The 12,386-nt window shown below is 44.8% G+C and carries 11 protein-coding genes; 7 read left to right on the top strand and 4 right to left on the bottom strand.

Annotation, left to right across the window (positions count from 1 at the left end; genetic code table 11):
* Nucleotides 1-50: 50 nt before the first annotated feature.
* From ACMAZD_RS10875 to ltrA, 3 genes are all read left to right on the top strand, one after another.
* The gene (locus ACMAZD_RS10875; RefSeq protein WP_009848751.1) at nucleotides 51-671 is read left to right on the top strand and encodes an L-threonylcarbamoyladenylate synthase; all 621 of its coding nucleotides are present in this window, start codon (nucleotides 51-53) and stop codon (nucleotides 669-671) included.
* Between the two features lie 159 nt (nucleotides 672-830).
* Nucleotides 831-1,859 carry a 23S rRNA pseudouridine(2605) synthase RluB gene (gene rluB, locus ACMAZD_RS10870; protein WP_017104066.1) on the top strand — a complete coding sequence of 343 codons (1,029 nt, stop codon included), beginning with the start codon at nucleotides 831-833 and terminating at the stop codon, nucleotides 1,857-1,859.
* A 635-nt stretch (nucleotides 1,860-2,494) separates the two neighbouring features.
* On the top strand, nucleotides 2,495-3,787 hold the full coding sequence (gene ltrA / locus ACMAZD_RS10865; RefSeq protein WP_435249364.1) for a group II intron reverse transcriptase/maturase: 1,293 nt from the start codon (nucleotides 2,495-2,497) through the stop codon (nucleotides 3,785-3,787).
* Between the two features lie 105 nt (nucleotides 3,788-3,892).
* On the opposite strand, the gene ACMAZD_RS10860 is transcribed toward ltrA, so the two are convergent.
* From ACMAZD_RS10860 to efpL, 3 genes are all read right to left on the bottom strand, one after another.
* The gene (locus ACMAZD_RS10860) at nucleotides 3,893-4,384 is read right to left on the bottom strand and encodes an RNA methyltransferase (RefSeq protein ID WP_004729783.1); all 492 of its coding nucleotides are present in this window, start codon (nucleotides 4,382-4,384) and stop codon (nucleotides 3,893-3,895) included.
* An 89-nt stretch (nucleotides 4,385-4,473) separates the two neighbouring features.
* The gene (locus ACMAZD_RS10855; RefSeq protein WP_017108380.1) at nucleotides 4,474-4,803 is read right to left on the bottom strand and encodes an HI1450 family dsDNA-mimic protein; all 330 of its coding nucleotides are present in this window, start codon (nucleotides 4,801-4,803) and stop codon (nucleotides 4,474-4,476) included.
* A gap of 10 nt (nucleotides 4,804-4,813) precedes the next feature.
* Nucleotides 4,814-5,383 carry an elongation factor P-like protein EfpL gene (efpL, locus tag ACMAZD_RS10850; protein WP_009848748.1) on the bottom strand — a complete coding sequence of 190 codons (570 nt, stop codon included), beginning with the start codon at nucleotides 5,381-5,383 and terminating at the stop codon, nucleotides 4,814-4,816.
* Nucleotides 5,384-5,520: 137 nt separating this feature from the next.
* On the opposite strand from efpL, the gene ACMAZD_RS10845 reads away from it, so the two are divergent.
* Complete coding sequence (locus ACMAZD_RS10845) at nucleotides 5,521-6,300, top strand: nucleotidyltransferase domain-containing protein (RefSeq protein WP_435247229.1); 780 nt, start codon at nucleotides 5,521-5,523, stop codon at nucleotides 6,298-6,300.
* Between the two features lie 133 nt (nucleotides 6,301-6,433).
* Here the strand turns inward: ACMAZD_RS10845 and ACMAZD_RS10840 are convergent, their stop codons facing one another.
* Nucleotides 6,434-8,797: a DNA polymerase II gene (locus ACMAZD_RS10840; protein WP_102269434.1), complete on the bottom strand. Its 2,364-nt coding sequence runs from the start codon at nucleotides 8,795-8,797 to the stop codon at nucleotides 6,434-6,436.
* A 426-nt stretch (nucleotides 8,798-9,223) separates the two neighbouring features.
* Between ACMAZD_RS10840 and uvrY the strand changes: the two genes are divergently transcribed.
* From uvrY to pgsA, 3 genes are read left to right on the top strand one after another with little or no spacing between them, the layout of a single operon-like run.
* The gene (gene uvrY, locus ACMAZD_RS10835) at nucleotides 9,224-9,868 is read left to right on the top strand and encodes a UvrY/SirA/GacA family response regulator transcription factor (RefSeq protein ID WP_004729778.1); all 645 of its coding nucleotides are present in this window, start codon (nucleotides 9,224-9,226) and stop codon (nucleotides 9,866-9,868) included.
* A gap of 15 nt (nucleotides 9,869-9,883) precedes the next feature.
* Complete coding sequence (uvrC, locus tag ACMAZD_RS10830) at nucleotides 9,884-11,716, top strand: excinuclease ABC subunit UvrC (RefSeq protein ID WP_029223550.1); 1,833 nt, start codon at nucleotides 9,884-9,886, stop codon at nucleotides 11,714-11,716.
* A 46-nt stretch (nucleotides 11,717-11,762) separates the two neighbouring features.
* The gene (gene pgsA, locus ACMAZD_RS10825) at nucleotides 11,763-12,320 is read left to right on the top strand and encodes a CDP-diacylglycerol--glycerol-3-phosphate 3-phosphatidyltransferase (protein WP_012604331.1); all 558 of its coding nucleotides are present in this window, start codon (nucleotides 11,763-11,765) and stop codon (nucleotides 12,318-12,320) included.
* Nucleotides 12,321-12,386 lie beyond the last annotated feature (66 nt).

Below are 12,386 nucleotides of genomic sequence, written 5' to 3'. Positions count from 1 at the left end.
CCAGCTCCTTCTGATGATAGAGTCGAGAGATTCGATAACGAGGATCAACAATGAGCCAGTTTTTTTATGTACACCCAGATAACCCACAAGCGCGCTTAATTACTCAAGCGGTTGCGATTATTCGCAATGGCGGCGTTGTGGTTTATCCAACAGATTCAGGTTATGCACTGGGTTGTCAGCTTGAAAATAAACAAGCACTCGAACGCATCTGTAAAATTCGTCGAATCGATGATAAGCACAATTTCACTTTGTTATGCCGTGATCTTTCTGAGTTGTCACTGTATGCACGAGTAGATAACGTGGCTTTCCGTCTGCTTAAGGCGCACACGCCAGGTGCTTACACGTTTATTTTCAAAGCAACAAAAGAAGTGCCAAAGCGTTTGATGAACGCTAAGCGTAAAACGATCGGTATTCGTGTACCGGACAACAAAATTGCCCTAGACCTTCTAGAAGCAATGGGCGAGCCATTGATGTCGACGTCTCTGATTCTTCCGGGTAACGAGACAACTGAATCGGATCCTGAAGAAATTCGTGACAGCTTAGAGCATGCGGTTGATGTCATTTTGAATGGCGGCTACTTAGGTGAGCAACCTACTACGGTTATTGACTTCAGTGACGATGACGCCGTTGTTTTACGTCGTGGTGCCGGTGATCCAGCGCCGTTTGAATAATAGCGTTACTGATTAACAGTCTGTAACGAAACAGCAAACCTGCCAGAGTAAATAACAAGTGCTTTTTGGCAGGTTATTTGCGATAATACGCGACCGCGATTTGGTCGCGAAAAATTCATTCGACGTCTGTGAAGACGACAATTAGGTAGAAAAGAGTAAATGAGCGAAAAATTACAGAAGGTTTTAGCGCGAGCTGGTCACGGTTCTCGTCGTGAACTAGAAGGTTTAATCAAATCTGGTCGTGTAAGTGTTAACGGTCAAGTTGCGAAATTGGGTGAGCGTCTTGAAGACGAGAACTCAGTGATCCGTATCGATGGCCACACAATTACAGGCAAAGCCTCTGAAGAAGTGGTTTGTCGTGTACTTGCTTACTACAAACCTGAAGGTGAGCTTTGTACTCGTCACGATCCTGAAGGTCGCCGTACTGTTTTCGATCGTCTACCTAAGATCCGTGGTTCTCGTTGGATTTCAGTTGGTCGTCTTGATGCAAACACATCAGGCCTACTGTTGTTCACAACCGATGGTGAACTAGCTAACCGCCTAATGCACCCAAGCCGTCAGGTTGAGCGTGAGTACCTAGTACGTGTATTTGGTGAAGTAACCGAGCAAAAAGTTAAGAACGTGACTCGTGGCGTTCAACTTGAAGATGGTATGGCTCGTTTCGAAGATGTGGTTTACGCTGGCGGTGAAGGTATGAACCATACTTTCTACGTAGCAATTAATGAAGGTCGTAACCGTGAGGTTCGTCGTCTTTGGGAATCACAAGAAACAACAGTAAGCCGTCTGAAACGTGTACGTTACGGTGATATCTACCTTGATAAGAAACTGCCTCGTGGCGGTTGGAAAGAGCTAGATCTTCAAGAAGTAAACTACTTGCGTGAGCTTGTTGAACTTCAACCAGAAAAAGAGACTCTGTTGGATCTTGATCCTGCAAACACTTCTCGTAAGCGTGAGCGTTCTCGTAGCCAGAAAATTCGTCGTGCTGTTAAGCGTCACGAAGAGCGCGCAAATGCTCCTAAAGGCCGTAGTAACCAGACTAAGCGTAAGAAGCCTGCAACTCGCGGTACAACAACACCTGATTCAGGTCGTAGTGCTCCAGCGACCAATGGTAAACCTCAGTCTACCAAAAAGCCTAAACTGAACAACGGACGCCCGGCTAAACCGGCTAAGCCAAGATCACGTAAGTAATTACGTGGATTCTGAAGCTTAATCCAACGTTTCGAATACAAAAAAACCTGCTAATTTAGCAGGTTTTTTTTATGGTGCGCCGAGCATGGCGTTGATCTAGGAGGTGAAAGTCCTCTACGGGCTCAGTCGAGCGAGAACCGTTAGCCTATGCAAGGGTGTTCACCGTGAGGTGAAATCTGAAGGAAGCAAATGGCAAAACTTGGTTGTGACGAACAGAAATCTGATAGTAGGCCATTACAACTTGGGCAACCTAGCCATAGATAGAATAGTCCAATGCCTCGACGGGAAGTGTGTAGTGGTAAATCAGGCACAGCCAAGGGAAAGAACAACGCCTTACCTCGGGAGATCTTATTGTTTGTCTCAATAGAGACTAATACAGCAGTGATGTTGTGTGATGGACAATAAGAAGTCAGCAGAAGGCATAGTACTTTGAGAATGTACAACTCAAAGGAAGGCCTGAACTGAATATATCAAGAAGCAGTCACTAGACACTCAATCATGTGGAGTCATAGCAAGATGAAACTCATCTCTACGTCCCAAAGGGCAATACCGCAAGTAAAGCTCATGGATACGAAGAATGACAAGCATGGTCGGCGTAGACAGGAGGGCGAGTCTTGGTGACCTCAACTTCGTTGATGGAGCAAATTTGCTCTTCAACCAATTTGAATCAAGCTCTTAGACGCGTGAAGAAGAACAAAGGGTGTGCAGGAGTCGACAAGCTCGACATCAACGCCACTATCTCAAGACTTCGACAGGCATCAAACGGGCAAGAGCTTCGCCAGATTCTTCTGGATGGAAGCTATCAACCTCAATCTGTTCTTGGTGTAGAAATCCCCAAAGCTAGTGGTGGCGTAAGGCAATTAGGTATCCCAACAGTCCTTGATAGGGTAGTCCAACAGGCAATCACATCAGTGCTGTCATGTATCTATGAGCCGAAGTTCTCCGACAATAGTTACGGGTTTAGACCCAACCGCAGTGCGCACCATGCATTGGCGGCCGCCAGTCGCTACATCCGAGAGGGTCGAGGTTATGTAGTAGATATAGACCTAGCAAAATACTTCGATACAGTGAATCACGATAGGCTAATGCACAGGCTGTCACAAGATATTGCTGATAAACGCGTGTTAAAGCTAATTAGGTCATACCTACAGGTAGGCATAATGCGACATGGACTAGTTGAGCAGAGACAACGAGGCACACCCCAGGGTGGGCCATTATCTCCGCTACTATCAAATATTGTATTAGATGAACTGGATAAAGAGTTAGAGCGTAGAGGGCATAAGTTCTGTCGATATGCAGATGACTGTCAAATCTACGTGCGTAGTGAGGAAGCCGCTCATCGAGTCAAAGAGTCGATAACGGAGTTCTTGGAGCAGAAACTAAAGCTGACGGTAAACCGTAAGAAAAGTGCAGCAACGAGAGTGACAAAGCGAACTTACCTAAGCCATCGCTTCCAGATAGACGGAACAATCGGGATATCGAAGACGGCACAAGCTCAAATGAAGAAGCGAGTACGTCAGATAACGAAGCGAAATCGAGGACGAGAGTTACAGGTGATAATCACGGAGTTAACTCAATATCTAAGAGGATGGCAACACTACTTCAAGCTTCCTGTTCGTAAAAGTGCAATGCAGCGCTTAGATGAATGGATACGGCGTAGACTAAGGTGCTACCGACTAAAGCAGCGCAAACGCAGACACAGCATAGCGACATGGTTACAGCGACAAGGTGTAACGGAGCGTAATGCGTGGAAGCTAGCGATGTCAGATAAGGGTTGGTGGCATCTAGCTTTAACGCCACAGGTTAATCACGCCATGCCAATAAAATGGTTCGAGGGGTTGGGGCTGTACTCATTAAGAGATGGGTACGAGTCACTGAAAGTATATTCGGAACCGCCGTATGCGACCCACGCTTGTACGGTGGTGTGAGAGGACGGAGGCTGCGAGGCCTCCTCCTACTCGATTCTTGAATATGGCGCAGTTCAAATCATGTGGAAGTGCTTAGCCAGATCGGCTGACTCGCTACGATTGATATTAGGTCACTTTCAAATGATTCGAGAAGTTGTCACCCTTCGCCATGCGGTCATACAAAATAACATTGACCGCGGCAGCAAGGTTCATGCAGCCATTAGTCGGAACGTAGATGGTTTCACGACAGAAGTCAGTGATCTCTTTTTTCAGAGTCCCATCTTCAGGGCCGAAGATATAAAAAGCACGAGGTGGGTGCTTATAATCAGGCAGAGGCTTAGCGCCTTCTATCAAATCAACCGCGATGGGCACGCAGCCAACAGGAATAATATCTTTAAGATCTTCAACACCAATTAATGGCAACTCAAGGTGCTTTTCTTTGGTGTCGGTATGAAACTGTCGAGCGTGGTCATAACGGGTGCCAGTATAAAATACAGAGTTTGCTCCATAGCAACCAGCTGCTCGCATTACTGAGCCAACATTTTCAGGGGTTTTGGGATTTACTAATCCAACACAGGCATAGCCTTTGGATAGGGTATCTGTCTTTGCTTTGGTCATAATTTTGTAGAGTTGCAGTTTGGTAAAGTGATGAGGCTATGAAGTCGTAAGAAAACCAGCTCAGTACTCTGAGCTGGTTTAAGAAGAGCCTAGTCGCGTTTCCACAACATGTGACAGAACTTGTGTTCAGGGTCACGGCTGATCAGCAGACGAGCGAATACGTCATCTAAGACATCATCAGCTTCATTTACAAGACCAATGCGTACTTCAGCGTAGATCTCTTTGTCGACTTCAAAGCCAACATGTTCAACCCAATCGTCACCAGTTTCAACAAGTTCTGCAGCGCCACGATCTTCAAACTGAGCCGTGAATAAGATCACGTCTGCAGGTTCAAGATTATCAGCAGCCATCTCTAGAAAGATGTCGTATGCAGTGTCAATTGCGTCGTCGTAAGACATTAGGTTGTTAGCTTCGGTCATAATCAGTATCTTAGCTTGCGCGGTTCATGTATTTACGTTCAGCTGTGTTCACAACAACTTTGTCGCCAGTTGCAATGTACTCAGGAACTTGAACAGTAAGGCCTGTAGACAGACGAGCTGGTTTAGTACGAGCAGAAGCAGAAGCACCTTTGATTGAAGGGTCTGTTTCTTCGATTACTAGCTCAACTGAAGTTGGTAGCTCAAGAGTCGCCGCAGTACCGTCGATAAGAATCGCGTACATACCTTGCGTATCTTCGTTGATGAACAGCAGTTCGTCTTCGATCATTTCACCGTTGAAGATGAATTGTGTGTAATCTTCGTTATCCATGAAGATGTACTCATTGCCATCAACGTAAGAGAACATTACTGCACGCTTGGTTACGTCGATCGTTTCAACGATTTCGTCAGCCTTGTGACGAACTTCTGTTTTAACGCCAGTTGCTACATCGTGACCACGGAAGCGGTAAATCTTTTGACCGCCACGGCCACCTGGTGTTGTTACTTCGATATCTTTAACGAGTACTGTTTTGCCATCAACATTGATCGCAAAACCTTTTTTAATCTCACTTGCTCTAGGCATTTTGTGTTTGTCCTTATTGGGTCTATCCGGTGATTATATCTCGTAGACGCTATAAATAGGAATAGCTTGAATCATAAAGTCACCTAAGCGATCATAGAGAGACAGTTAAATCATTATTTTATTTACCGAAACGACCTATGCAGCTACCTGTTATTGACCCAACACAGCCATTTCAACCTGAATTTCAACCTGAATTTCAACCTGTGGTTAACGATCTGATTACCTTTCTAAAAGGTGGGTTAGGTTCTAATCTGCACAGTGTCTATGTTTATGGCAGTGTGGCACGCAAGCAAGCCGTTGTCGGTCGCTCGAATCTAGATGTGGTTGTGGTTACCCATCGTTCTTTCCCAGATCAACGAACCACGCTGCTGAATACCATCAAATGGCGCTTCCAAAAGAGCTTCCCTCAGGTCACTCAAGTGGCGATCAAAACCACCTTGGTGAGCGAGATAGTTGATTTCGACAATATCTTTACGTGGGGCTTCATGCTCAAGCATTTAGCTGTGTGTGTGCATGGTGAAGATTTATCAGACTGTTATGGCGATTTTGAAACGAGTTGGGAAATTGCCAAACACTGGAATATGGACGCTGAAAATTGGTTAGCGGTTTATCGTAATAAGATTGCCCGAGCAACTACGCCAGAACAGCAAGTCGCCGCGCAAGTGATTATTGCCAAGAAGCTTCTGCGAGCCAGTTATTCTTTGGTTATGTACCGAGACAAGAATTGGTTCGACGCACCTATGGAGTGCGGTCAACAGTTCTTGAGATATCATCCAGAGAAAGAAGTCGAGATTCAAAGGTTGGGTATTTTGCTGTCTGGGCGTGCGATTCCAAAACGTTCAGTGATAGGTATTCTTGATGGCTTTGGTGAATGGCTGGTTAAGCAGTATCAGAAAACTGAGTTTCGAATCGGATAGGGCTTCGTAAGCTATCCGTTGATATGAAAAAGCAGAGCGAGTTAAGCACTCCTCTGCTTTTTTCGTTTTTATGTCTGGCTCGAGTTTTAATAGATATCTCGAGTCTAATGTCGCCTCGAAAAGAGGACTCAATCTAGAACAGACCTAGCTGCTGCCCGCTGACTCTTTCAAAATCCAGTCCTATAAACGGCAAAATAGCTTCTGCGACCGGTTTAATCTGCTTGTCGATGTAATGTTGATAATCGATGCCACTCTTCAAATACTCCTTGGGCTCGGGGCCACTCAGCGTAATCAAATATTCAATACGCCCTTTGTTTTGGTATTGAAGCGGGCGACCGAGCTGAGCATTGATCTCATCGGCTAATCTAGCAGCGCGAACCTGTGGCGGAATGTTCTTCTGGTATTCATGCAACTTACGGCGCAAGCGCTTTTGATAAACCAGTAGGTCATCGTGTTTGCCCGCGGATGTTTCATCGACAAACTGTCTAACATAATCACTTGGATCTTGGTCGTGAAAGACCATCTCATACAAGGTTTGTTGGAACTGTTGTGCAAGGGGCGTCCAATCGGTTCGTGCACTTTCAAGGCCTTTAAAAATGATCTTCTCTTGGTCACCTTGATTGATTAAGCCTGCATAACGTTTCTTCGATCCTGTCTCAGAGCCTCGAATGGTCGGCATTAGAAACTTGCGGTAATGGGTCTCGTATTCCAATTCAAGTATCGAGGTGAGGTTGTAGACCTCTTTCAGGTGATTCGTCCACCAGTCGTTGATGTAAGCCACAAGGGAGTGACCAATCTCGTCTGCTTGTTCTTGCTCAAAACTGCCATTAAGAGACACGAAAGTTGAATCGGTATCCCCGTAGATCACTTGATACCCTTTATCTTCGATCAGAACCTTGGTTTGCTTCATGATCTCATGCCCACGCATGGTGATAGAGGATGCCAAGCGAGTATCAAAGAAACGACAACCAGAAGAACCTAGCACGCCATAGAAAGAGTTCATGATGATCTTAATCGCCTGAGAAAAAGCTTTCTCGTTGTTTTTCTTTGCGACATCACGCGCTGCCCAGAGGTTTTCGATCATCTCTGGTAAAAAGTGCTTAGAGCGGTGGAATTGACCGCCACGAAACCCAGCCACTGCTTGGTCTTCTTCAGAGCCTAACTCTAATTTTAGCCCTTCAATCAGGCCCATCGGATCAATCAAGAAAGAGCGAATGATCGATGGGTAAAGGCTCTTAAAATCGAGCACCAAAACCGAGTCATAAAGGTTGGGAATCGAATCCATCACATAACCACCGGGGCTTGCGATCCAGTTTTCGGGCTCTAAATTAGGCGCGACGTAACCCGCTCGGTGTATCTGAGGCATGTATAAGTTAGTAAACGCAGCGACAGAGCCGCCAACGCGATCAAGTTCAACCCCAGTTAAGCGAGAGCGTTCAATAGCAAAATCGAGTAGGTGAGTGTGTTCGAAGATTCGATTTACTAGCACACAGTCTTGAAGGTTGTACTTGGCAAGTGAAGGTTTATCGAACTTAAACATTCGATTGATTTCATCCATGCGGTCATGAACATTATGAATGTCTTTGCCTTCGCCCAGCAACTCTTGTGACACGGACTCAAGAGACCATGACCGGAAATGGTAGGTTGCTGTTTTAAGCATATCGATACCATCTAAAACCACGCGACCAGGAATGGTAATGAAGCCCTGCTGATTTTGTGCGGAGCTGCGAAAGAAGCTCGGTTGATTGTCGCGACCAATACTGAGTTTCACTTCGTTCCATTCTGAACGTTTGTGCAGCAACCTAAAGTCGAAATCAATGACATTCCAACCGATGATGATGTCCGGGTCAAACTCGGAGAACCACGCAATCATAGCTTCAAGCAGCGCTTTCTCGTTGGCAACCCATTGGATAGTGGTGTCTGATTTTTGTGGTTCGCCAATCATTATCACTCGGCTATCCATTGGACTGTCTAGGCCGATGGAATAAAGCACACCTTTTTCCGAACACTCAATATCAAGCGAAACCACAGACAAGTTTGGCAAGTAATCGCCAGCTCGACATTTTGCGTTCGATACTCTGCGATGCTGTCTTTTTGGGGTGATAGAGCCTGTGAATTCGATACTGCCTTTGATAAAGCGCTCCATCAAGAAACGATCGGCCAGTCGAATATCACTTTCAAAGGTTTGGATCTCTTGACCGTTAAAGGCTTGAGCTAACCCGAAGCTGCTTCTCGATAAGGAAGTGTAACAAGCGGCTAAAGGGGTTTGGTCAAATGTTGCTAGCTCTAAAGGCTTAAACTGACAATCTATGGCCTCTTTATCGGCAATAGATTGGCACGTTTCGATATCAGATTGAGCAACAAAAAAGACAGGCTTTTCGTTTTGAATAGTCAGTAGCGTAGGGCCTTTAGGGGTGCTTAACCACAAGTCGATTTGTGTGCGCCCTGAAAAGTCTCGCGCTTGTCTTGTGAGTACAAAGCCTTGCTGAATATCCAATGTAGTAACCTATTGAAATGGAGAGCGGAATACTACCATCTAGCGCCTCATCACGCACAACAGCAAACAAAAATAGTCTCTATATTTTGAGAATTGGAGAAGAATAACGGGACTTAATAAGCAAAAGAGTGAAATTGTAATGAATCGAGATTCAATGGTATTGAAAATCTCTTTATCTTGTGTAATTTTATTGGGTGTTGTTTTAACTAGTTGATTTTTACCTAAAGCTTGTTGTTTTAGTTGGCTTATTTATAAATAAGTACTTGCTAAAGTTAGTGTTTCGACACATATTCAACAGAGATTTTATTTAGTAATTGAGTTAAGATATACACAATGCTGCGACCCGTTGTTCCTTTGTTTAATTGTTTCAAATAGATGAAACGACACAGTGGTTGCAGAGCCAATTAATAGTGTGGAGATACAAGTTTGATAAATGTTTTCCTTGTAGATGATCACGAGCTGGTTCGCACAGGGATACGACGTATTATTGAAGACGTCCGTGGAATGAACGTAGCAGGGGAAGCTGAAAGCGGTGAAGATGCTGCAAAATGGTGTCGTACTAATAATACTGACGTTATTTTGATGGATATGAATATGCCTGGTATTGGTGGCTTAGAAGCAACCAAGAAAATCTTGCGTTTCAACCCTGATGTTAAAATCATCGTTTTAACTGTTCATACGGAAAATCCGTTTCCAACTAAAGTGATGCAAGCTGGAGCTGCAGGTTACCTTACTAAAGGTGCAGGTCCGGACGAGATGGTAAATGCTATTCGAGTGGTTAATAGTGGCCAACGATACATTTCACCAGAAATTGCGCAGCAGATGGCTTTAAGCCAATTCTCGCCTGCGTCTGAGAATCCATTCGCTGATCTATCTGAACGTGAACTTCAAATCATGATGATGATTACCAAAGGTCAGAAAGTGACGGATATTTCAGAACAACTCAATCTAAGTCCTAAAACAGTTAACAGCTACCGCTACCGACTGTTCAGTAAACTAGACATCAGCGGTGATGTAGAGCTTACGCATTTAGCGATTAGACATGGAATGTTAGATACTGAGACCCTTTAACTCTGAGATCTTATAGTGACCAACTTGTTTGACTCAGTCTCATTCCTTAAGACAGTAACAGAACAGCCCGGCGTTTATCGGATGTATAACGCCGAGGCTGTTGTTATCTATGTCGGTAAAGCTAAGAACCTTAAAAAACGCCTTTCCAGTTATTTCCGTAAAAAAGTCGACAGTGAAAAAACACGCGCTTTAGTCAGCAATATCGACAAAATCGATGTCACTGTAACGCACACGGAAACAGAAGCTCTTATCCTTGAGCATAACTACATCAAGCAGTACTTACCGAAATACAACGTACTTCTGCGTGATGATAAGTCGTACCCTTATATTTTTATTAGCGGTCACAAGCATCCTCGTCTGTCGATGCATCGTGGTGCTAAGAAGAAAAAGGGTGAATACTTTGGTCCTTACCCTGATTCCGGCGCTGTGCGTGAGACGCTACACCTCATCCAAAAGATTTTTCCTGCTCGTCAGTGTGAAGACACGGTTTATGCGAACAGAACACGCCCGTGTTTGATGTACCAGATTGGTCGTTGTGCTGCGCCTTGTGTTAGCTCTATTATCTCTGATGAAGAGTACAGCGAGCTTATCGACTATGTTCGTTTGTTCCTTCAAGGGAAGGATAAACTCGTACTTGAAACGCTCATCGACAAGATGGACAAGGCAAGTCGAGAGCTTCGCTTTGAACAAGCTGCTGCTTTCCGCGATCAAATCCAAGCGATTCGACGTGTACAAGAGCAACAGTACGTATCTGACGATTCTATGGAAGATATGGACGTTCTCGGATTTGCCCAAGAGAATGGCGTTGCTTGTATCCATATCTTGATGATTCGCCAAGGTAAAGTCTTGGGCAGTCGAAGCCATTTCCCTAAAATTCCCAACAATACGGTGCGAGAAGAGGTCTTTTCGAGCTTTTTAAGTCAATATTATTTGGCGCATAATGAAGCAAGAACCATCCCTACGCGTTTAATTCTTAATGCCGATTTGATGGAGGATGTCACTCCGATTCAAGAAGCTTTGTGTGAAGTTGCAGGTCGTAAGATTCACTTCAATACTAATCCTTCTGGCACTCGAGGGCGTTATCTCAAATTGTCGAATACCAACGCGCTAACGGCAATTACCACCAAGATTAATCATAAGATGACTATCAATCAGCGCTTCAAAGAGCTGCAAGAAGTATTGTCGATGGATGTGATTAAACGGATGGAATGTTTTGATATCAGTCATACCATGGGTGAAAGTACGATAGCGTCTTGTGTGGTATTCAATCAGGAAGGCCCTGTTAAACCCGAATACCGTCGTTACAACATCACCGGAATTACTGGAGGTGATGATTACGCGGCGATGGCTCAGGCTCTTGAGAAACGGTATTCCAAACAACTCGATGTCGATAAGATCCCAGATATCATCTTTATCGATGGTGGCAAGGGGCAACTGAATCGCGCTCACGAGATTGTTTCTCAATATTGGGGGGATTGGCCATTTCGACCAAGAATGATGGGTATCGCGAAAGGTGTGACCCGTAAGCCGGGTTTAGAAACCTTAGTTACTCTTGAAGGTGAGGAATTTAACTTACCAAGCGATGCACCAGCGTTGCACCTTATCCAGCACATCCGTGATGAAAGTCATAATCACGCGATAGCAGGGCACAGAGCGAAACGAGGTAAAACTCGCCGAACCAGCGCTTTAGAAGGAATTGAAGGGGTAGGGCCGAAACGTCGTCAATCTTTGTTGAAATATATGGGTGGCTTACAAGAACTTAAGCGTGCAACTGTCGAAGAAATAGCCAAAGTGCCGGGCATTAGTCATTCTTTGGCAGAAAACATTTATCAAGCATTGAAACAATAGTAAAAATCCCGCACCATTAAAGCGCAATTGATAAGAGCCTAATAATATGCGTTTGAATATACCTAACATTTTGTCCTTACTGAGACTATTTTTAATCCCAGTATTCGTTGTTGTTTTTTACCTACCTTATGAATGGGCTCCTTTTGCTGCTGCTATGGTGTTTTGGGTAGCGGGTTTTACTGACTGGCTAGATGGCATGTTGGCTCGTAAACTCGGGCAAACGTCTCGCTTCGGTGCCTTTATTGACCCTGTAGCGGATAAAGTGCTGGTTGCTACTGCACTTATCTTAGTTACCGAGCACTACCACTCGATCTGGGTGACTATTCCTGCGGTGACCATGATTGGTCGTGAAATTATCATCTCGGCGCTTCGTGAATGGATGGCTGAAATCGGCAAACGTGCGAGCGTTGCGGTATCTTGGGTTGGTAAAGTGAAAACCGTTTCTCAGATGTTCGCTCTTTGGGTACTTATCTGGCGATACGACGACTGGATGGTGTGGGTAGGTTACATTGCACTCTATGTTGCAACTGTCCTTACTTACTGGTCAATGGCGCAATACTTGATGGCCGCCAAAGATGATTTGTTAGACGAAAAACACCATTGATGAAGAAGCGAGCTGAGGCTCGCTTTTTTAGTCTTTAACCTAAGATTAAGTTATCAATAGTGGGTA

The organism is Vibrio sp. nBUS_14 (assembly GCF_051201655.1).
Classification (GTDB): domain Bacteria; phylum Pseudomonadota; class Gammaproteobacteria; order Enterobacterales; family Vibrionaceae; genus Vibrio.
Note: the sequence above shows the minus strand (reverse complement) of the source record. Positions and strands in the feature narration are given on the sequence as shown.

Coding starts and splice junctions, on each gene's coding strand:
- pgsA (WP_012604331.1), top strand. CDS start 11,763: ATGCGTTTGAATATACCTAACATTTTGTCCTTACTGAGACTATTTTTA.
- ACMAZD_RS10875 (WP_009848751.1), top strand. CDS start 51: ATGAGCCAGTTTTTTTATGTACACCCAGATAACCCACAAGCGCGCTTA.
- ACMAZD_RS10845 (WP_435247229.1), top strand. CDS start 5,521: ATGCAGCTACCTGTTATTGACCCAACACAGCCATTTCAACCTGAATTT.
- efpL (WP_009848748.1), bottom strand. CDS start 5,383: ATGCCTAGAGCAAGTGAGATTAAAAAAGGTTTTGCGATCAATGTTGAT.
- ACMAZD_RS10860 (WP_004729783.1), bottom strand. CDS start 4,384: ATGACCAAAGCAAAGACAGATACCCTATCCAAAGGCTATGCCTGTGTT.
- ltrA (WP_435249364.1), top strand. CDS start 2,495: ATGGAGCAAATTTGCTCTTCAACCAATTTGAATCAAGCTCTTAGACGC.
- ACMAZD_RS10855 (WP_017108380.1), bottom strand. CDS start 4,803: ATGACCGAAGCTAACAACCTAATGTCTTACGACGACGCAATTGACACT.
- rluB (WP_017104066.1), top strand. CDS start 831: ATGAGCGAAAAATTACAGAAGGTTTTAGCGCGAGCTGGTCACGGTTCT.